The sequence below is a fragment of the Chryseobacterium sp. Marseille-Q3244 genome, assembly GCF_940807095.1.
Classification (GTDB): domain Bacteria; phylum Bacteroidota; class Bacteroidia; order Flavobacteriales; family Weeksellaceae; genus Chryseobacterium.
Genome location: NZ_CALNWX010000001.1, coordinates 301,783 through 321,314 on the forward strand (window position 1 = coordinate 301,783; position 19,532 = coordinate 321,314).

A 19,532-nucleotide genomic window follows, 5' to 3' on the forward strand; every position below is an offset into this window, starting at 1 on the left:
TGGAACTAGATAGAAGGCTGGCTCAGAAATAGGGAACCAAAACTGATAAGAAAATATCAATAGTTATTCACCATACCCACCCGAAACAGTTCTGTGTCGGGTTTATTCTTATTGATGTTATGTCTGGAATACTTTTACCCTTTAAAAATCAATACTTTACTGAAATAAATACATAAATTAATTGTTCTAAATATGAACCTCAATGATCTTGTTATGGAATATTATGAATTGTATGAAGTATTGAAAAATCATTTTGATTCCAGAAAAGACATTGTGGAAATCAGAGATCTGAATGTAACCATTGAATCTATTCTTTTTGAATCCAAAGTTTCGGACCTGCTTTATGGTTCTGATAATCTGGATTGTCCTAAACATCATCATCCTTTAAAAGTCAATGAAAATGCTTATCTGGCATATCAACAATCTTCAATAGATATAAAGGATTTTGACATTGAATGCAATAAAAAGTTTGAGTATCATGTTCTCAAAAGGGCTGATATAGAAACGGCTGACGGCTGTATTATCTTTTTCCACGGGCTGAATGAAAAAAAATGGGATAAATACCTTCCGTGGGCTTATGAATTGGCTCAGAAAACCCGTAAAGCAATCCTATTATTTCCAATTGCTTTTCACATGGATCGCGCTGAAGCTATGTGGAGCGACCGGCACCAAATGACAGAAATCGTCAAGTTCAGAAAAGAGAAATATCCGGAAAACACTCACTTTTCTTATGTAAATGCCGCAACAAGTTCGAGATTGGAAGCTCATCCCCAACGAATTTTCTGGTCAGGATTACAAACCTACTCGGATATCATTGAAGTAGTGAAGGAAATTAAAGGTCACAAAATTAAAAGCATCGCTTCGGATGCCAGTCTGGATCTGTTTGGATATTCAATAGGTTCATTTCTGTCTATGATTATTAAAATGGCTGATCCACATAGCTTCTTCACGCAATCCAAAGTATTTTGTTTTTGCGGCGGTATGACCATTGACCGGATGTTTCCGATTTCAAAATACATCATGGATTCCCAGGCTACGATTAAAATGCAGTCTGTTTTTACAGAATTATTAAGTTCTGATTTTAAGTTTGATAGCAGGCTGAAGCATTATCAGGATGATGAACTTCATCCACAGGAAAGCTGGTTCAAAAAAATGCTCAGGTACAATTATTTCCAAAGAGAAAGAGAGGACCGAATTCATGAAATCCAGTCCCAAATAAAAGCTTATGTCTTAGAAAAAGATACGGTAGCTCCGCCAATGGAAGCATTAAATACATTACAAGGAGGTTACAGAAACATCCATGTAGATGTTGAAATAAAGGATTTTCCTTTTGATTATTCTCACATGGTTCCTTTCCCACTGACGCATAAACACAAAACAGAAATAACAAAAGCCTTTCATCAGTTTACAAAATCTGCCAGTGATTTTTATTCCCGGTCATCAGGATGAAAAAATGGAAAGGAGAAGTCTGAAAAGTAAGAGAATGAGATCCATGGTTATGTTTTTGGTGATTCGAAATGCGGATTAGGAGGTGCTGGGTGAGTGAGGTGTAAATTGGGATACAGGATTCGGGGTGTTTTGTATTTTTTAGCTTACGAGCCAGTCTTTAAAGTCTTTGACACGGTCCCGGCTTATTGTAATTTCTTCCTGAGGCTGAAATTCAAGTTCTACTTTGTAATAAGGTGAAGTGTGAATATTCTTAATGTAATCAGAATTGATAATAAACTGTCTGTTAACACGAAAAAACTTTTTCTCATCCAGAATTTCAGCCAGTTCATCCAATGTAAAATCTGAAGGATACGAACGTTCATCAGTCTGAAGATACACAATCTTATTCTCACTGAAAAAACAACTTATTTCGTGAGTCTGAACAATTTTCAGGTTGTATCCTATTTTCACTAAAACTCTTGAAAGAACAGATTTTTCTTTTTTTATCAGCTGCTTGATGTCCTGTGATCCAATATCATTATTGGAAGGTATAAAAGATTTAAATTTCTCGATAGCGCCTGAAAGATCCTCTTCAAGAATTGGTTTCAATAGGTAATCTATACTATTTAATTTAAAGGCTTTTAGGGTATATTGATCAAATGCTGTCGTATAAATGATAAATCCTTTGGTTGGAACTTTTTCAAAGATATCGAATGACAATCCGTCTCCAAGAACAATATCTGAAAAAATCAACTGCGGATGTTCATTTTCAGAAAACCAGGCAACTCCTTCTTCTACAGATTCTATTTTAGCAACTACCTCAATATCAGGAAAATTACTTAACATTCTCTCTAATTTCCTTGAAGCGGGTTTTTCGTCTTCGATTATTACAGTCTTGATCATTGAGCTAATAGTTTTAGTTTTAAAATTGAGAAATAAAATTAGACAAAATAATCAAATTTAAAAATCTAACGTTTTCTTATTTTTTCCCACCTCTTTTTCAATGATTCCTGCCTCCCATTCATCATTAAAAATAAATAATGAAATAGCTTTCACTATAAGAATCAGCGCCCAAATGCCTAACAGTAAGTGCCCACCAAACATTTGGTAATGCAATTCATCATTAAACCAATCATCTCCAATAACAATTACTGATATAATCCCAAACCACATTAGATTTTTATAGAATTTTTTCAATTGCTGAACTCTGTTGTATGCTCTGTTATAATCCATGATATATTGTTTTTTTAAGTTATTATAATGTTTTAGTTTTTTTGTTCTCTTCAGCCATCAGTTCTTTAATCTTGTTCTCTTCCCAGCTTTTTCCAATTCCAAATACATTTACAGCGTGAAATGTGATTCCGATTCCCCAGCCCAGCATTGGCCATAGGAACCATAAATAGCCAGGAGCCGTCATAAGATTTAAAAAAGCCAGAAACGGAATTACAATACAGAATGAGGTAAGATTTCCGTAGAATTCTTTTAATTCTTTTACTCTTCTTGATGCTCTTTCATAAGCGGTTGTGTCTTTATTAAAAGTTTCCATATTTTTTATTTTTTAAGGTTAATTTGTTCTTTTCTTGAGTCAAATGTATGGCGGAAATGATCCTCAAATCAATTTTATATGACCGAACGGTAGATTATGCTTCCCGAATGGTAAAAAATAAAGGAGTAATGAATTGTATAGAGTTGAAAGGGATACAAAAATCAAAATTTCCTTGATATTGTTTGTTGGAATGTAAAGTCCTAAAATTTTTAAGTAATATTCTGCATTTAGGCGAAAGAAAATCCAGAATTTGCAGCGAGCATATTTTACGTGGTTACACTAAATTAAGCCATAGAGCCACATAGTCTTATAAGCTGGATATTTAAGAAATTTAGTAGATAAACGGAATGAGCTTTTTTGTCGTTTTTCTGTATTGAATATATTCGTCACCGAATTGTTCTACGAGAGCCTGTTCTTCTATTTTGATTCTATAAGCAAAGGCTAAAAACGGAGGTAAAAAAGCAAAAACAAGTGACAGCCAATTATTGAGATATAACCCAAGTCCCAAAGAAGTAAGCAGAGAAAAAGCATATGATGGATGTCTCAAATACTTATAAAAGCCTTCTCTTTTGATCTTGTGATCTTCTTTAATGGTAACATCCACCGTAAAGTATTTTCCTAAAGATCTGATAATGATAAACCTGAAAATAATACCGATAAGAATAAGGGCCTCTCCCCCATACATTATCCAGTTTCCTTGGCTAATCGGTAACGTTGAAAGATTGGAAATCGTTATTGCTGCTGCAATTGAAAAAGGGATCGCTAGCCAGAGAATATTAAGGGTGGATTTATCCTTTCCTTTTTTATCATCTTTCCCGGATTTCAACATGTTTTTATAAAGAAACTCACTAAGAAACCAAGCCATCATGGATAGTATGTACAGAATTTCTAAAGCATTCATTTTGATTACTGTTTTAAGGTGTTTTTATAGATAAAAGTAAAAAGGAGATTAAAAGACTTAATGAAAATTTTGTCTTATTATTTCACTATCCTATTGGTTTTTCTTGTCTTTTTCCATCAATTCACGAATCTTCTTTTCCTCCCAATTCTGCAGGTAGCCATTTTTTGAAAGGAAGACTGTCATGGCATGCGCCAATATCCCAATACCCCAGAATGTAAGTGTAAAGAAATTTTTGAACTCAAAATAACTTTCTCCGGGCTTCAGATGGCTATAATTGTAAAAGACAATCAACACATTGATAATGACATAGACAAATAAATGAGCGTAAAAGCCTCTTAGTTTCTCAACATATCTTTTTGCTTTCTGATATTGAATATCATTTTCGTTAAATGTTTCCATCATTATTATTTTTTTGATTGTTCATAATTTCACGGATCTTCTTTTCCTGCCATGAATCTCCCACTCCGAAAACCTGAAAAGCATGAGAAGCTACTCCAATTCCCCATCCGAATACCGGAAACCAAAACCAGTGAAACGAGCTTTTGGTAAAAAGATTAATAAAGATCAAAAAGGGAATCACAATACAGTAAGAAATCAGGTTCATATAGAAATCCTTGATCTCTTTCATTCTCTTCTGAGCTTTCTTATAAGCTTTAAGATCATCATCAGACTTTTCACTGACAATATGAGGCTTATTAATAAGCATCGGAAGTTTTACTTTAAAATAATCTTCAGATTTTTCAATGAAAACATTTCTTTTAGTAAGTAGAGAATACCGTTGTACAATATTCGCCAATCCAATGCCCGAGCTTTCTTTGATCTGTTCCCTTACCTGTAAGTTATTCTCAATGCAAAGAATATCATTTTCTGAAAAAATTCTGATGACCAATGGCTTTGATGATGTGGCAAAATTATGTTTAATACAGTTTTCCAACAGAAGCTGTAATGACAGGGGTACCACAAATTTCCGGTAGTCTTCTTTCTTAACATCAAAAGTAAAATCAACACTGTCTTCAAACCTAGTTTTTAAAAGATCACAATAGGTTCTGGCAAATTCTATTTCATCTTCCACTGTTACCAGCTCTTTATCTTTCTGTTCAAGTACGTAACGGTAAATCTTTGACATTGAAGCGGTAAACTTCTGTGCCTGATTAGGGTTCTCATCAATCAATGAACTTAAAACATTTAAAGAATTAAAAAGAAAGTGAGGATCCAGCTGGTTTTTTAAACTCTCAAACTGTGCATTGGCAGACTTGGCAATGAGCTTCTGCTCTACCACTTCTTTTCTGGAAGTCTTCTTCAGTTCCTGCATAAAACCTTTGGCGTGAAGAAAGGCAGAAATAAGCAATGCAATGTTGATGGTAAACCAGTTGGCAAGGTTATATTTTCCTGAAAAATATTCTTCCGTAGTAGCCGCTTTCTGGATCAATACAAAATTGATATAGTTACAAAAATAGACTAATATAATGTTGATAATGATAACGGAAATAATGCTTATCACCGCTCTTTTGGATGTCTCCTCAGACCAGGGAAACTTTTTGTTGAGAAAGTTGTTCAATAAGCCGTTTCCACCTCCTAATACAAATGTATACAGAAGTGAAATGAGTATAGTCAGTACAAAGTTTTCCAGATTTTTCTCTCCTGTAAAGGCAAAAAAGAAAAACATGGAGACTATGAATGAAATCCAAAACATGGTGATAATATCCTTACGTTTCATGATGAGTTTTCTTGATTCAAAAATAGCTTTTATTAAAGGTATCAAAAATTATTTTTTACCGAAAGGTTAGTTTTTATCGCTGAGCCGTACATATAAATAATATTGAATTGTGCCTCATCAGGCCCCATACACAGTATTATTAATTTCACACAAAAAAAACATAAATCAGCAATATATTCATTGAAAAACAAATATTTTAATAATAATAATTTTGCGAATAACAATATTTATCCTAAATTGGAGAAATATAAAAACAGCGTTATCCGAAAAGCTTAAAGAGTAGGAATATCAAAAAACAAACTAAAAATGAAAAAACAAATTAAATTCAAAGAGCTAAAAAAACTGACTAGAGATGAGCAAAAGAAAGTGGGTGGTGGTTTAATTCCAAAAGATCCTTTTGAGGATGATGGCTGCGGATGGAATATGTGCAGAAATCAGTATGGAAGATGCTCAGTATTTGCATGCTAATACCCGAACAAGTAAAATTAATCTAAACATTAGGAAAATATAATATTGTATTTCCGAAAAAAGTTAAAAAATAGGAACATCAAGAAACAAACTAATAATGAAGAAACAAATTAAACTAAAAGGTTTAAAGAGCCTTTCCAGAAACGAACAAAAGAATATTTCAGGCGGAGATACAATTCCAAGAGAACCAGGAAATGATGATGGTTGCGCATGGAATATGTGCAGAAACAAAGCAGGATTTTGTACCAAAGACTGGAGTCTATGTGAGTAAAATTCACTTTTATATAAAGAAAAAGTACCATAGTGATGTGGTACTTTTTCTTTTTTAAGCCTGATATTTGAGGCCCTTCGATTAGATTATTATTTATTTTCTGCCGGTAAGCTTAGAAAGTATTCGGCTTCAGATTTGCCCCAGTTCGGATCTAAGGAAGTTTTCGGCTTATAAGCATTAAATTTTGCCAATGCAGCCTTAAACTGCTCTATTCCTTTAGTTTTACTCCCACCATATTGTTCAGGCGTAAAATAGGTATCTTCTGCTTTAATCAAGGCTATTCTCGGATTGCCCGGATCCAATTTCTCTGCAATATTAAGCTCTTCCCCGGCTCTTGCTCCATCGGTCATATAGCGTTGCTGCGGATTCACCATCATTCGCATAGAATAGGCCATTTTTCTTAATAAATGAATTTCAGCATTATCTGCTCCTGCGAGATTCTGAGCCATTCCCAGGTATTTTTCAGCCTGTGCAGCAACCCCATCGAGATCCTGCACCTGTCCGCCTCGCATCATAATTCTTCCTTTTTGGATAGAAGCGAAAGCAGCATAGTATTGAGGAAGCCATTGTGAACTTTCTTTACTTCCTATTCTTTGAAAGTCATTGGCAAGGGTCTGAAAGTCTTCTGCAGTTTTGCACGTTTCAATTTTTGCAATTTTCTCAGTCATTATTTTTTCATAATCTGTCTGAGCAAAAGCAGTTAAACTCATAAAAGCTAAAGCAAAGCTTAAAAAGTATTTTTTCATACTATTAATTTTAAAAGTTAGTAATAAGGTTCTTCGAAGTTAGTTTTTTTATAGGTTATTATTGATAGCGTCTTGTGTTTTATCTGCTCCGAAGCTTATAAAAGCTCCCACAAATACAAAGGTGTTTACAGGTGGAACCACAGCTGAGCTTCTTGCCCCGTCTACTGAAAAATTATAGCCATACACATTTTTCGATCCCAGCACGTTGGAAATACTTAACACAAATACCGTAAATGCCCGTGCATCCTTTTTTCCAAGATTGGGAAGATAATTGATACTGAAATTAAGGGCATTATAGTCTTTCAGTCTTCCTTCATTTCTGGTATAATTAACTGCCTTTCCATTCTCAAATGTAGAGGCAATATCATAATAAGGTCGTCCTTTTGCATAAGTGTATGACAGGTTTACCCCAAGTTTCCATTCAGGAATGAATCTCTTTACCACAGCAGAAAGGGTGTGTTCTGCTGCAAAACTCGGTTTGAGACTCACCGGATAATTGAGAAAATCTCTTTTAGAATCCAGGAATGAATAGGTAATCCAGTAATCTATATTTTTGAATGTTTTTTTATTGTCTCTCCAGAATAATTCAAGTCCTTTGGCATAACCATAACCGTCATTATTCATTGCAGTTTGTACCTGTTGATTTTGTTCTTTGTCCGGTGTTACATTAAATGTTTTAATTAACTGATCATATTTTTTATAAAATGCCTCAAAACGTAAGGTTCTTCCTTCTGAAGCTCTCTGAATCTGAAAAATATAATGTTGTGATTTTTGAAAACCCAGGTTAGCCGGGCCGTTGATATATTTACTTTCAGGATTTTGATAGAAAAGTCCATACGCAATAGAGCTTGTCCAGTCTTTTGCAAAACGATAAGCCAATGCTAACCGGGGAGCAATATTACTTTTATTTAAATAGGATGAATGCTCTGCTCGCACCCCTACTTTAGCAGACAATGCATTACTGAAGCCTAAATCTGTTTCTACAAAAGCAGAAGAAATCAAATCTTTATATCGTTTGTTCACCTGCTCAAAGTCTAGCTTTTCATTCGTATTATTGAACTCTAAACCTCCTCTCAATGCACTGATCCTATTTATTTTTCTTTCCATAACAGCCTTGAAATTAATATAATTTCCATCTGTTAACAATCTGGTTTTACCTGATTCTACTTCATTGGTTTCGGTAGAGAAATTAAGATCTGATTTGTTATATGAGTAAGAACCACCCACATTGAGAAGATATTTTCCGAATTTCTGCCTGAAAGAGAGGTTATGATAGGTATTTGCACCATTTAATCTTACCAGGGCAAAATCATATCCGGGTTCCAAACTCTCTGTTTTCACCCCCATTTTGTTGGAATTATACATTCCGTAATATTTTAAAAATCCTCCTGACTTTGTTTTAATTCTAAAGTTGAAGTCACTGTTCAATCCTTTGGGAGCATCAATAAAATTTGTATTGAAATTAAAAACCTTTTGCATCAAATTCAACATTGAATATCCAAGGGTCGCTCCATAGGAATGGTTTTTATCTTCACTAAGCCTCTGGAAACCTGCGCTTAAAAAGATCGGTGAAATTCCAAAATCATAGGAACTCTGATCCGGCAGGTCAACACTTTCCAGTAATAATGCCCCGGAAAGAGCCTGTCCGTATAATGCCGAGTATCCGCCACTGGAAAATATATTTCCTTTAAACAAAGAAGTATTGAACTGATCTCTCCCTGCAATTCCCGGGATAGAATTGGAAAAATAGTTGTTGATAAGGCTGCCATCCATAAAGATTTTGGTTTCAGTTCCGGTACCTCCTCTGATGAATAACCCTTCGGTACCTCCAACTTTCTGTACTCCCGGAAGATATGTTAAAGCTGAAGAAATTTGTCCGTCCGCACCGGCTGTAGTATAGATATCGATAGGAGAAAGCAACGCGGTTGCTCTTTTTTTATCACTGGCCTCAATGGAACCCGCAGAAACTACTACGGCATCAATTTCACTGATTTGTTCTTTAAGCTGCATATTCAACATTATCTCCTGATTGTCAATAACAATGCTTCTTTCCACTTCTTCATACTTGGGATGAGTAAAAGTTAATATGTGATTGCCTTTTTCATTCGTTTCAAAAGAAAAGTTCCCCTGAGCATCAGTTGTTGCACCATCATATGTATCTTTTAAAGTGACATTTACTTCTCCTATTCCTTTATTTCTATACGTTACTTTTCCTGAAACTTTCACTTGGGAATATCCCAGTATAAAAGCAAAAAAGGAAAGCAGAAGTAGTATTTTTTGTCCTTGAGTTTTCATAGTTTTTAATATCTGGTTCAAAAATAATATGAAAAATGCCTTTCTGTAAAAAAATAATTACTGAAAGGCATTCTTTTGTAACCGAATGGTAAATACCAAGACTTACCTGTTAGAATTACCCGATAGGAATACAAAAATCCACGATCATTTTTCCTTCCGGATGTTCTTTAAAATTAGAATGATAGATTTCAAAAGGAAACGTTCTTCTCATTGAGTAATGGTGTTCATTCATCCATAAAAATAAGGATACCCAGCACTGTTCAAAGTCGTTGAGCGTCACTTCACCACTCCCGACTATAAACTTTCCAGCTTCAATAGTTTCTGAAAAAACCTCTCCTTTTGAGTCCTCAAGTTTTTGATCCAGAAGCATACATGCATGAATTCTGACTTTATCCGGAGGAGTTACTTTGAAACTGTCATGATAAACAGAAAGCATTTTGATATTTTTCCGGGGAAACAAATGATTCTTTTTTGCCCAATCTATCAATACATTGAATGAGGGTTCTACATTTGCAATCCCCAGGCTCATTACTGCAGCCAGATTCATTTCCGGCATTTCTTTTACTTCGATTTTTAAGTTCATTATTGCCCAATTTAATAGGTTTTCGATAGTGCAAATGTATTGGCTGAAAACCGTATCAACTTGTCCGTTCTTGCGCTCTGTTTGTAAAATCTTGTGAAATGTTTCAGGAGCTTTCTTTCGAAATTCTGAAGGAGGAAGTCCGTAATATTTTTTAAATGTCTTGCTGAAAACCGAGTGATTTGAAAAGCCAAGATCAAAGTAAATATCTTTGATTTCCATTTCTTTCTTTACCGCCAGAAAAAAAGCACTTTTCTCGGTTTTTTTCCTGATGATATAATTTTGAAGAGTTTCTCCTGTAACCAGTTTAAAAATCCTGTGAAAATGAAAAGGTGAATAGGCGCTGATCTCTGCTATTCTTTCCAGAGAGAGATCTGCGTCAAAGTTTGCATCAATATATTGTATGGTTTTTACAATCCGTTTTTTATAGTCTTCCAAAATAAAAAATGTAGAAACACAAAGGTATTGATCCTAAGTATATTTCAGTTGTCTATTGTTGCTAAATAATATTGTTTCATAATCTTTATAAACACTATGCTTTAATGAAAAAGGATTTTTAAAGTGTTTTTTCAACCTGAATTATCAGGATGGTAAACATGCACATTCTGAGACTAAAGGAAACTAATTAAAGCGCAATACTCAATAGAGCTTCAGAAAAAAGACTGAAATCATAAAGCGTTTTGGAAAATCTTTATTAATTTTAGCATAAATATCACTATAAATCATTTAAAAATGAAAGTACAAACACTAGCATTATTGGCAGGATGTGCATTTTTGGCAGCTTCATGCGGAACTACAAAAACGTATGCCGTAAATGCCAAAAGCGGAACTCAAACAGGTGGAACGGCAAAGTTTACCCAGCAGGGAAATGATGTTATCATGAAACTGAATGTAACCAACCTTACCCCTGGAATCCACGCAGTACACATTCATGAAAAAGGTGACTGCTCTGCAGCAGACGGAACCTCTACAGGCGGACATTGGAACCCATCCAAGAACGATCACGGAAAATGGGGTGCTGAGCACTTCCACATGGGAGATATAGGAAATTTGGTAGCTGACCAGAACGGAACTGCCGTTTTAACCTTCAAGACTGATAAATGGTGCCTGGGCTGTACAGATGAATCTAAAAACATCATCGGAAAAGGTCTTATTGTACACGCTGCAGCTGATGATTTCCATACTCAGCCTACCGGAAATGCCGGAGGAAGAGTAGGATGTGTAGAAATTAAGTAATCTATTATTTACGCAATAAAAAAACCGATAATTTTCATTATCGGTTTTTTTATGTTTATGATTTTACTCCCATCTCTGATACAATATTCATTGCTTCCTGCAGGTAAAGATCTTTTTTCAGATTCTTGATCCACATTTCAGATTTCTTTTTGAAAGCTTCATCTTTCTTCTCTCTTTCAACTTCACTTGGATACATAATAAACTGTAATCCGTTCTCAAATTTTGTCAATACTTTGAACTTTTCAATCTGAGATTTTCTGTGTTTCATCACTTCATTGAATTTATTGATGTTCAAAGTAATGTTTTCCTCCTTATCCAGTTTTTCTCTCCATTGAGCTGATTCTAACAGAAGCTGGTAATTCTTGTTCTTGGCCATTCTGTCTGAACTTGCTTTTTCAAGAGCCTGGATATTAAAGTAGTTAAGTTTCTCAAATTTTGTAGCCGGAATTTTATCCCAAGCCAGGGCAAAGTCGTCATAACGCTCTCCTACTTCTGCATAGGTAAAGAAATCTTTCATCTGAATATCCGAAACAATTCCTTTTCTCTGTGTAGACTCACCTGTGATTCTATAGAACTTCTGAATCGTCAGTTTTAAAGATCCGAAATCATCTTCTGTATTCAGGAATCTGTTCAGGTCAACAAAAGTCTGAACGGTTCCTTTTCCGAAAGACTGTGGAGATCCGATTACCATAGCTCTTCCGTAGTCCTGCATTACTCCTGCAAGGATCTCAGAAGCCGATGCTGAAAGTTCGTTTTGCATGATAACAAGCGGACCTGTCCAGATTGGAGCTTCGTATTTATTCTTTAGAGTCTGTATTTTTCCATTTCCGTCCTTCACCTGTACGTAAGGTCCTGCATCCATGAAAAGCCCCATAATATCCCCTACTTCCGTTAGTGATCCACCACCATTGTTTCTAAGATCTAGAATGATTCCTTCAATATTCTGAGCTTTAAGTTTAACAATCTCATTTTTGATATCATCAGAAGCATTTCTTCCTTTTGAATTTTCAAAATCAGCGTTAAAGCTTGGAAGGTTGATAAATCCATATTTCTTACCATTCGGAGCATTTACCACAATACTTCTTGCAAAAGTATCTTCAATAGCAACTTCTTCACGGATCATGGTTACATCTTTAATAGTTCCGTCTTTTTTCTGAACGGTTAAGGTAACAGGTGTCCCTTTTTCTCCTCTGATTAATCTTACAGCTTCATCAGAAAGCATTCCTACTACATTTACAGCATCATCTTTTGGTTTTGATTTTACCTTCAGGATCTTATCTCCTTCTGAAAGCTGCTTGGATTTCCATGCAGGAGCACCAATGGTAAGAGCCCCAAGATAAAGATTTCCTTTTTTCTCCTGAATTAATGCTCCAATACCAATTACTTTACCGGTAAACTGAGTATCAAAATCTTCTTTATCTTTTGGAGAATAATAGTTGGTATGCGGATCGAATACTTCAGTATAGGCATTCATGTACACCGTAAACCAATCCATTTTCTTTCTCTTTTTAAATCGGGTAAAAGTCTCTTTTACAAGATCTTTTACTTCATCTGTAGCTTTTTTGATCTTTTCATCCTGAGTGAGAACTTTAAGCTTAATGGTATCGTTTAATTTATACTTCTGAACAGAGTCTTTCTTCTCTTTCTGAGCTTCTTCCTTACTGTTCATCGATTCAACTTCCTGAAGAATGTTGTATTTGATGAATTTTTTCCACTCATTATATTGTTCCTGCTTATTTGCCGGTACTTTTTTAAGCTTTGGCTCCAGGGTAAGCGTTTCATCTTCCTGAAGGTTGATAGGCTTGCTGAAAATATCCTGAGTAATTTTATCAATTTCGTCTACTCTTTGGTAAAGTCTGTCTATCGTGAGTTTATAGAAACTCAAATCCCCCTGGTTGATATAATCATCAAGCTTTGTTTCATGCTTATTGAATTCATCCATATCAGATTGCAGGAAGTATCTTTTGGCAGGGTCTACCAATTCGAAATAGTGCTTATAAACATCTTTTGAGTAGGCATCATTGATAGGCTTCGGACTATAATGCAGGTAAGAAAGAGTGTTTTTTACGCTCACCATTATTGTCTGCATCTTTTCATCATCGTTCTTCGGCGAGTTGAAGCAAAACATTAGACTGGTTAATGGAATAAGTAGTAAAAATTTATTCAGTTTGAAATTTTTCCACATAAACTGTCTTTATTTATTAATTTTTTGAAAAATAAGTATTGTAATAAGTAGCAATAATTTGCAGACTGTTACAAACGATCAAATTTAATACCTTATTTACAAATATCGCACAGTTTTAAGAATTTTTATTCAATGAGATCTTTATGTTTTATTTTCCAAAGGCTTCTCCTCTGATGAAAATATAAAGTGAAGCCACACTATTTCTTCCATTTTTAAAAGTTTAAACTTAAAAAAAGCTTTCTTAAAAATTCATAAATATATACCACAAAAAATACTTTTACCCCATAAAGGCATAAAATATGCTAAGATTTAAACAAATCACTAAAATTTATTATTATGAGAAGTTTATTATGGTTAGTTGCAGTCATCTGCATCGTTGTATGGCTTTTAGGAATGCTAGGAATTGTTCCGGGAATAAGCACAGGTTATTTAATTCATGTTTTGCTTATAATAGCTATTATTGTTATTCTTTATAACATTATTACAGGGAGAAAACCACTGGATTAATGATAAACCATACATAATACTACACAGTATTATTCTGTTTTAATTTCATTGTTAAATTTTCTTTGGAAGATGATAAACTTATGCTAAATTTCAAAAGGAATTTAACCCATTGGGTATTTCTTTCATTCTTTATCCAGGCTCCTTTCCTTACTAAAATGTAGTGTGTATATTCCTGAAATTAAATCAATGAATGATAACCTGTTGTTTTATTGCGTCTTATTTTTAACTACATTTGATGTGTTGAAAATTCTTTTTGTTCCATTCTAAAATGAACAGATTGTACTGCATTTGTATAAAAAATTAAGATAATATATGGAAAGACCGCTTATTCTGGTTACTAATGATGATGGAATTACAGCTCCGGGTATCAGAAATTTGATCAGTTTTATGAATGAAATCGGAGAAGTAGTTGTGGTAGCTCCCAACTCTCCTCAAAGTGGCAAAGGCCACGCTATTACGATTAACTCTACACTTAGTTACGAAGAAGTTACCCTTGATGGCCCACAAACAGATTATTCCTGCAGTGGAACTCCTGTGGATTGTGTAAAAATGGCTCTTGATAAAATTCTGAAAAGAAGACCTGATATTGTAGTTTCAGGGATTAATCATGGTGCTAATTCATCCATTAATGTAATCTATTCCGGAACAATGTCTGCTGCTGTTGAAGCAGGTGTTGAAGGAATTCCTGCGATCGGATTCTCATTACTGGATTTCAGTTGGGAAGCAGATTTTAGTCAGGCTAAAGAATATATTCAGAGTATTGTAAGAAGAACTCTTGAAAATCCAATGCCGAAAGGAATTGTTCTGAATGTGAACATTCCGAAACTTCCTGCATCAGAAATAAAAGGCGTAAAGGTCTGTAAACAGGCTCATGCTAAATGGGAAGAAAGCTTTGATGAAAGAATAAATCCACATGGGAAAAAGTATTACTGGCTAACAGGGTACTTCAATAATATGGATGATTCCGAAGATGCTGATGAAACAGCTTTGGCTAACGGATATATTTCTATTGTACCTGTAAAGTTTGACCTTACCGCGTATGAATATATGAAAACATTGGAAGAAGTAATGGTTTTTGATACCGTAAAGGAAACTAAATAATACTGTTATTTAAAGATAGAAAAAGCGTGAAATTTGATTTCACGCTTTTTATTTTTGAGATCCTGCATATTAAGCAGATGATGCAAATTTACCCTTTGCAACTGTGACTTATGCCCAATCACCTGTGGTAAAAAATAAAAATAATATCGCTTCCCCGGAAACCTTCTAACCACCTCAAAAAGAAGATGGACAGGAATATTCTTACCGGAAATATGAAATATTACAGGAAAATCCATCGCTTCAAAAACAGTCCATTTCAGATTATTTACTACCTTTATTCTGACAAATAATTACAAAATGCGTATAGAATATGACATAAAATTAGGGTTTAAGGATGTAATGTTCCGCCCTAAGCGTTCCACATTGAAATCCCGCTCAGAAGTAAATCTGGAAAGGGAATTTATCTTTAAACATACCCGAAAGAAATGGAGTGGAGTTCCTGTTATCGCTGCCAATATGGACACCGTAGGAACTTTTGAAATGGCTGTAGAACTGGCTAAAGATAAGATCATCACCGCTGTACATAAACATTATACTCCTGAAGAATGGACGCAATTTCTGCAAAGCCAGCCTGAAAGTATTCATCAATATATCGCTTTAAGTACCGGAACAGGGAAAGCAGATGAAGAAAAAATCAGAATGATTCTTGATAAGCATCCAAAAATTGAGTTTCTATGTATAGATGTTGCCAATGGTTATTCTGAGCATTTCGTTCAATTTGTGAAGACGGTAAGGGCTAATTTTCCTGATAAGATTATCATAGCCGGTAACGTTGTAACTGGTGAAATGGTAGAAGAGCTTCTTTTAGTAGGGGCAGACATCATTAAAGTAGGAATTGGACCTGGTTCAGTATGTACCACTCGTGTAAAAACAGGCGTTGGTTATCCGCAATTATCTGCGATCATAGAATGTGCTGATGCCGCACATGGCTTAGGAGGCCATATTATTGCAGACGGAGGCTGTAAAGTTCCGGGAGATGTTGCCAAAGCTTTTGGTGGCGGTGCCGATTTCGTGATGTTGGGCGGAATGTTTGCCGGACATGATGAAAGTGGTGGTGAAATGATTGAAGAAAATGGTAAGAAATACCGTTTATTCTACGGAATGAGTTCGAAAACAGCAATGGATAAACATTCAGGAGGAGTAGCTGAATACCGTGCTTCAGAAGGGAAAACTGTAAAAGTAGCTTATAAAGGCCCGGTTGCTGAAACCGTGAAGGATATTTTAGGAGGAGTACGTTCTACCTGTACCTATGTAGGAGCTTCCAAGCTTAAAGAACTTTCCAAAAGAACCACTTTTATAAGAGTTCAGGAACAGGAAAATCAGGTTTTTAACTAATAAATAATTTTTCTCGCTGATTTTTCAGATTACCCAAACCCTGAATATAATTTTGCGTAAAAGAGAAAACAAAAAAATAGGCTACACATTTTGTGTAGCCTTTATATTTTAAGTTAACATTCCTCCGTCAACGTTTAGAGTCTGTCCGGTAATGTATGATGCCATTTCGCTTCCTAAGAAAACACAAGCATTGGCTACATCGGCAGGCTGTCCTCCTTTTTTCATTGGAATTCCATCTCTCCATTCCTGAACTATTTTTTCATCCAGAATAGCAGTCATTTCTGTTTCAATGAATCCTGGAGCAATAGCGTTACATCTGATATTTCTGGAACCTAATTCTAATGCCACAGATTTTGTAAATCCAATTACACCTGCTTTAGAAGCTGCATAATTTGCCTGTCCTGCGTGTCCCTGAATTCCTACTACAGAAGTCATATTAATAATAGATCCTGATCTTGCCTTCATCATCGGTTTGATCACCGCTTTTGTAAGGTTGAAAACTGAATCAAGGTTTACTTTGATTACCTGATCCCAATCTTCTTTAGACATTCTCAATAATAAGTTATCTTTTGTAATCCCTGCATTGTTTACCAAAATATCAATCTGCCCAAACTCTGCCATTACTTCTTCTACTAATTTTTGAGCCGCATCATAATCTGATGCGTCAGACTGATATCCTTTAATTTGGGTTACAGAACTTAAAGCTGCTTCTAATTCTTTAGCTTTGTCTACAGAACCGGCATAAGTAAATGCTACTTTTGCTCCTTGTTGAGCATACATTTCAGCAATCCCCTTCCCGATTCCTCTTGTAGCTCCGGTAATTAGCGCTACCTTTCCTTCTAATAATTTCATATCTCTTGACGATTATTTTTTTATAACTCATTCAGCTAGTGAAAGCTGACTCACTTAGTATCATAATTCCTTTTCAGAATTAAACGGTGTGCAAAGATATTATAAATTGTTATTCAACACATTGAAAACATCAAAATACTGAACTTTTTTGTTAATTTTCTATGATTTAGCTATAATTTTGCTACATCATTTCTAAATCTGGTGAAATAAATTACGTCTGTTTTTTTGTCTTTATTCAATTTTAATGCTTCCTTCATCCAGATATATTTATCATAAATAATCTCTGTTAAAGGCTCATTTTGAAAATTTAAAACTCCATATTTTCCTTCTTTCTTTACGACGATTTCATTTTCAAAGTTTTCAAAGGCAATAATATCTTCATAAACAAACGGAACAATTTCTGTACCCTTAGCGTCCAGAATGCCATAAAGATTAGCATTATTCATACAGACAAGGGGTTTTGAATATTCATTAAGAATATTAAAGTATTCAACATCTTGGTGCTTTACCTGCTTAATATCTTTAATTTCAACTGCAGATTGATTCATTACTGAAAATCGATAATATTGATCCTGCCTTTTAATAATTATATTTTCAGGATAAAAACCAACAATCTGATCACCCTCATTCAGAATATTTTTGAGTTCATGATCCAAAAGCTTTTCCTCATTTCTTTTTTTAAGATAAATAAAATCCTTTCCAGAGACTATAAAGTTTTTAATAAAGTCATATTCTTGAGGAATCACGATATTCCCCTGCAGGTCTGCTATCCCTGATTGATCTGACTTGTCTCTATACACTCTGAAAAAATGGTTGGATAATGAATATAAATATTTAAAACTATTAGGATAAATACTCCTGTCTTTTTTATAAAAAACTGCTGTTTTATTGCTTTTTCTCAGATAAATATATTCTTTTTTACCAAAGTACTCCGGAGTGATATCGCTGTAAATTTCATCAGCTAAAATATTGCTTTCAGTATCAATCAGCCCATATTTTCCAGTGGCTTTATTCTGAGTAATCAGATAAGGATAGGCATTTATATCGACTACATTCTTTGAAAACTTATGCAAAGTTTGGCCTTTGGTCCCTATGATCTCACTATGGTTGTCTTCATTAGTAATTAGGGCTCTTTCATTTTCAAAGCTGTAATCATCCTTAAATTCTCTATCGCTAAGCTGTTTTCCACTGAAATCATACAGGAACCATTTTTTATCTTTTAAAACAAAAAAAGTGTCCTTTCCGGCAAAACGGATCTTATCTGAATCCGGAATAATAAGTTTTCCGTTATAATCATAAACAGATTCTTTTCCTTGTCTGGAAGCAATAATGCGTTCTTTGCTCCACCAGGGTGTATTGAAATCCTGATCTTCAAAAGGAAGCAATTCATTTCCTTTTTCGTCAATAATTGCTGATTTCCTCCTGTTTTCTTCTTCAGAATAAAGAATAAACCTGTTTTTGAAAATGTGGGAAATACCTCCTTTATATGAAGATTCAAAAGTAATATTGCCTTCAGCATCTATAATGCCCTGCTTTTTGGAAACAGGATCAAATGCAACCCCGAATCCATCAGAATATGAACTTACCTCCTTCCCTGTCTTTTTGGAAAGAAGAACCTTAGTGTATTGGTTAGTCTGTGCCATACAAACTGTAGAACACAATACAAAAATCAGTTTTTTCAATTAAAATTTAAATAGAATTATTGACAATAAGAACAATCTCCCCCTTTAAAGTTTTACTCTTGGAAAATTCAATTAATTCATTGATTGTACCTCGTTTAGTTTCTTCAAACTTCTTGGAAATTTCACGGCTTAAACTTGCTTTTGTGTTTTCACCAAAGAATTCCTTAATCTGTTCTAATGTCGTGTTGATCTTGTGTGGACTTTCGTACAGCACAATGGTTTTCTTTTCTTCAGCAAGCTGCTTTAACTTGGTTTGTCTTCCTTTTTTTTGTGGTAAAAATCCTGCAAATAGAAATTCATTGTTCGGCAGCCCGGAAACCACCAAAGCCGGAATTAAAGCTGTTGCACCGGGAAGACAGATCATTTCTATGGTATTATCTGCTCCTGCTTTTGCCAATAAATACCCCGGATCTGAAATTCCTGGGGTTCCTGCATCAGTAATGATAGCAATATTCTGACCGTTTTTAAGGTCTGTAATTACTTTCTCTGTGGCCTGATGTTCATTATGTAAATGATAAGATTTTAAAGGCTTAGAGATTTCAAAATGTTTTAAAAGTATTCCGGAAGTTCTGGTATCTTCACATAAAATATAATCAACATCTTTAAGGACATTTACTGCCCTGAAAGTCATATCTTCCAGGTTCCCAACGGGTGTGGGAACAAAATATAGGATTCCGCTCAA

Annotated in this window: 20 protein-coding genes; 7 read left to right on the top strand and 13 right to left on the bottom strand. The window is 34.7% G+C overall.

The window, feature by feature from the left end:
• Positions 1 to 213 precede the first annotated feature (213 nt).
• Positions 214 to 1,449 (top strand): DUF6051 family protein, encoded by a 1,236-nt coding sequence (locus tag NBX25_RS01405; RefSeq protein WP_250252787.1) that lies wholly within the window; start codon positions 214 to 216, stop codon positions 1,447 to 1,449.
• Between the two features lie 138 nt (positions 1,450 to 1,587).
• Here NBX25_RS01405 and NBX25_RS01410 read toward each other — a convergent pair whose 3' ends face one another.
• From NBX25_RS01410 to NBX25_RS01435, 6 genes are all read right to left on the bottom strand, one after another.
• A complete protein-coding gene (locus NBX25_RS01410) occupies positions 1,588 to 2,331 on the bottom strand; it encodes a LytR/AlgR family response regulator transcription factor (RefSeq protein WP_250252499.1) in 744 nt (247 codons plus the stop codon).
• Between the two features lie 57 nt (positions 2,332 to 2,388).
• Positions 2,389 to 2,661 carry a 2TM domain-containing protein gene (locus NBX25_RS01415; protein ID WP_123909513.1) on the bottom strand — a complete coding sequence of 91 codons (273 nt, stop codon included), beginning with the start codon at positions 2,659 to 2,661 and terminating at the stop codon, positions 2,389 to 2,391.
• 22 nt (positions 2,662 to 2,683) lie between these two features.
• Positions 2,684 to 2,974, bottom strand: a complete 291-nt coding sequence (locus NBX25_RS01420; protein ID WP_123909514.1) for a 2TM domain-containing protein — start codon at positions 2,972 to 2,974, stop codon at positions 2,684 to 2,686.
• A 331-nt stretch (positions 2,975 to 3,305) separates the two neighbouring features.
• Positions 3,306 to 3,875, bottom strand: coding sequence for a methyltransferase family protein (locus tag NBX25_RS01425; RefSeq protein WP_123909515.1), 570 nt, complete (start codon positions 3,873 to 3,875; stop codon positions 3,306 to 3,308).
• 90 nt (positions 3,876 to 3,965) lie between these two features.
• Positions 3,966 to 4,277 carry a 2TM domain-containing protein gene (locus NBX25_RS01430; RefSeq protein ID WP_250252501.1) on the bottom strand — a complete coding sequence of 104 codons (312 nt, stop codon included), beginning with the start codon at positions 4,275 to 4,277 and terminating at the stop codon, positions 3,966 to 3,968.
• Positions 4,261 to 5,592: a 2TM domain-containing protein gene (locus NBX25_RS01435; RefSeq protein ID WP_123858423.1), complete on the bottom strand. Its 1,332-nt coding sequence runs from the start codon at positions 5,590 to 5,592 to the stop codon at positions 4,261 to 4,263. Before NBX25_RS01435 ends, NBX25_RS01430 begins: the two co-directional genes overlap by 17 nt.
• Positions 5,593 to 5,898: 306 nt before the next feature.
• Between NBX25_RS01435 and NBX25_RS01440 the strand changes: the two genes are divergently transcribed.
• Both NBX25_RS01440 and NBX25_RS01445 read left to right on the top strand, forming a co-directional pair.
• Positions 5,899 to 6,060, top strand: a complete 162-nt coding sequence (locus NBX25_RS01440; RefSeq protein ID WP_164464422.1) for a hypothetical protein — start codon at positions 5,899 to 5,901, stop codon at positions 6,058 to 6,060.
• 97 nt (positions 6,061 to 6,157) lie between these two features.
• Positions 6,158 to 6,331 carry a hypothetical protein gene (locus tag NBX25_RS01445; protein ID WP_164464423.1) on the top strand — a complete coding sequence of 58 codons (174 nt, stop codon included), beginning with the start codon at positions 6,158 to 6,160 and terminating at the stop codon, positions 6,329 to 6,331.
• Between the two features lie 89 nt (positions 6,332 to 6,420).
• Here NBX25_RS01445 and NBX25_RS01450 read toward each other — a convergent pair whose 3' ends face one another.
• The 3 genes from NBX25_RS01450 to NBX25_RS01460 all read right to left on the bottom strand — a co-directional run bounded on the left by NBX25_RS01450 (position 6,421) and on the right by NBX25_RS01460 (position 10,390).
• Complete coding sequence (locus tag NBX25_RS01450; RefSeq protein WP_250252503.1) at positions 6,421 to 7,077, bottom strand: hypothetical protein; 657 nt, start codon at positions 7,075 to 7,077, stop codon at positions 6,421 to 6,423.
• Between the two features lie 48 nt (positions 7,078 to 7,125).
• Entirely contained in the window at positions 7,126 to 9,372 is a 2,247-nt protein-coding gene (locus tag NBX25_RS01455; RefSeq protein ID WP_250252506.1) for a TonB-dependent receptor, read from the bottom strand.
• A gap of 115 nt (positions 9,373 to 9,487) precedes the next feature.
• Positions 9,488 to 10,390 (bottom strand): AraC family transcriptional regulator, encoded by a 903-nt coding sequence (locus NBX25_RS01460; protein WP_250252508.1) that lies wholly within the window; start codon positions 10,388 to 10,390, stop codon positions 9,488 to 9,490.
• 294 nt (positions 10,391 to 10,684) lie between these two features.
• On the opposite strand from NBX25_RS01460, the gene NBX25_RS01465 reads away from it, so the two are divergent.
• The gene (locus NBX25_RS01465) at positions 10,685 to 11,188 is read left to right on the top strand and encodes a superoxide dismutase family protein (RefSeq protein WP_123858419.1); all 504 of its coding nucleotides are present in this window, start codon (positions 10,685 to 10,687) and stop codon (positions 11,186 to 11,188) included.
• Between the two features lie 55 nt (positions 11,189 to 11,243).
• On the opposite strand, the gene NBX25_RS01470 is transcribed toward NBX25_RS01465, so the two are convergent.
• Entirely contained in the window at positions 11,244 to 13,373 is a 2,130-nt protein-coding gene (locus NBX25_RS01470; protein ID WP_123909519.1) for a carboxy terminal-processing peptidase, read from the bottom strand.
• A gap of 336 nt (positions 13,374 to 13,709) precedes the next feature.
• On the opposite strand from NBX25_RS01470, the gene NBX25_RS01475 reads away from it, so the two are divergent.
• The 3 genes from NBX25_RS01475 to NBX25_RS01485 all read left to right on the top strand — a co-directional run bounded on the left by NBX25_RS01475 (position 13,710) and on the right by NBX25_RS01485 (position 16,316).
• Entirely contained in the window at positions 13,710 to 13,880 is a 171-nt protein-coding gene (locus NBX25_RS01475) for a lmo0937 family membrane protein (protein ID WP_123858417.1), read from the top strand.
• Between the two features lie 312 nt (positions 13,881 to 14,192).
• Positions 14,193 to 14,981: a 5'/3'-nucleotidase SurE gene (gene surE / locus NBX25_RS01480; protein ID WP_250252510.1), complete on the top strand. Its 789-nt coding sequence runs from the start codon at positions 14,193 to 14,195 to the stop codon at positions 14,979 to 14,981.
• Positions 14,982 to 15,278: 297 nt separating this feature from the next.
• Positions 15,279 to 16,316 carry a GMP reductase gene (locus NBX25_RS01485; RefSeq protein WP_250252512.1) on the top strand — a complete coding sequence of 346 codons (1,038 nt, stop codon included), beginning with the start codon at positions 15,279 to 15,281 and terminating at the stop codon, positions 16,314 to 16,316.
• Positions 16,317 to 16,424: 108 nt separating this feature from the next.
• On the opposite strand, the gene fabG is transcribed toward NBX25_RS01485, so the two are convergent.
• The 3 genes from fabG to rsmI form a co-directional block, all read right to left on the bottom strand.
• Positions 16,425 to 17,168 carry a 3-oxoacyl-[acyl-carrier-protein] reductase gene (fabG, locus tag NBX25_RS01490; protein WP_045492138.1) on the bottom strand — a complete coding sequence of 248 codons (744 nt, stop codon included), beginning with the start codon at positions 17,166 to 17,168 and terminating at the stop codon, positions 16,425 to 16,427.
• Between the two features lie 170 nt (positions 17,169 to 17,338).
• Positions 17,339 to 18,811, bottom strand: a complete 1,473-nt coding sequence (locus NBX25_RS01495; RefSeq protein WP_250252514.1) for a WG repeat-containing protein — start codon at positions 18,809 to 18,811, stop codon at positions 17,339 to 17,341.
• A 46-nt stretch (positions 18,812 to 18,857) separates the two neighbouring features.
• Positions 18,858 to 19,532: a 16S rRNA (cytidine(1402)-2'-O)-methyltransferase gene (gene rsmI / locus NBX25_RS01500; RefSeq protein WP_123909523.1), complete on the bottom strand. Its 675-nt coding sequence runs from the start codon at positions 19,530 to 19,532 to the stop codon at positions 18,858 to 18,860.

Coding starts and splice junctions, on each gene's coding strand:
- NBX25_RS01405 (WP_250252787.1), top strand. CDS start 214: ATGGAATATTATGAATTGTATGAAGTATTGAAAAATCATTTTGATTCC.
- NBX25_RS01410 (WP_250252499.1), bottom strand. CDS start 2,331: ATGATCAAGACTGTAATAATCGAAGACGAAAAACCCGCTTCAAGGAAA.
- NBX25_RS01415 (WP_123909513.1), bottom strand. CDS start 2,661: ATGGATTATAACAGAGCATACAACAGAGTTCAGCAATTGAAAAAATTC.
- NBX25_RS01420 (WP_123909514.1), bottom strand. CDS start 2,974: ATGGAAACTTTTAATAAAGACACAACCGCTTATGAAAGAGCATCAAGA.
- NBX25_RS01425 (WP_123909515.1), bottom strand. CDS start 3,875: ATGAATGCTTTAGAAATTCTGTACATACTATCCATGATGGCTTGGTTT.
- NBX25_RS01430 (WP_250252501.1), bottom strand. CDS start 4,277: ATGATGGAAACATTTAACGAAAATGATATTCAATATCAGAAAGCAAAA.
- NBX25_RS01435 (WP_123858423.1), bottom strand. CDS start 5,592: ATGAAACGTAAGGATATTATCACCATGTTTTGGATTTCATTCATAGTC.
- NBX25_RS01440 (WP_164464422.1), top strand. CDS start 5,899: ATGAAAAAACAAATTAAATTCAAAGAGCTAAAAAAACTGACTAGAGAT.
- NBX25_RS01445 (WP_164464423.1), top strand. CDS start 6,158: ATGAAGAAACAAATTAAACTAAAAGGTTTAAAGAGCCTTTCCAGAAAC.
- NBX25_RS01450 (WP_250252503.1), bottom strand. CDS start 7,077: ATGAAAAAATACTTTTTAAGCTTTGCTTTAGCTTTTATGAGTTTAACT.
- NBX25_RS01455 (WP_250252506.1), bottom strand. CDS start 9,372: ATGAAAACTCAAGGACAAAAAATACTACTTCTGCTTTCCTTTTTTGCT.
- NBX25_RS01465 (WP_123858419.1), top strand. CDS start 10,685: ATGAAAGTACAAACACTAGCATTATTGGCAGGATGTGCATTTTTGGCA.
- NBX25_RS01470 (WP_123909519.1), bottom strand. CDS start 13,373: ATGTGGAAAAATTTCAAACTGAATAAATTTTTACTACTTATTCCATTA.
- NBX25_RS01475 (WP_123858417.1), top strand. CDS start 13,710: ATGAGAAGTTTATTATGGTTAGTTGCAGTCATCTGCATCGTTGTATGG.
- surE (WP_250252510.1), top strand. CDS start 14,193: ATGGAAAGACCGCTTATTCTGGTTACTAATGATGATGGAATTACAGCT.
- NBX25_RS01485 (WP_250252512.1), top strand. CDS start 15,279: ATGCGTATAGAATATGACATAAAATTAGGGTTTAAGGATGTAATGTTC.
- fabG (WP_045492138.1), bottom strand. CDS start 17,168: ATGAAATTATTAGAAGGAAAGGTAGCGCTAATTACCGGAGCTACAAGA.
- NBX25_RS01495 (WP_250252514.1), bottom strand. CDS start 18,811: ATGGCACAGACTAACCAATACACTAAGGTTCTTCTTTCCAAAAAGACA.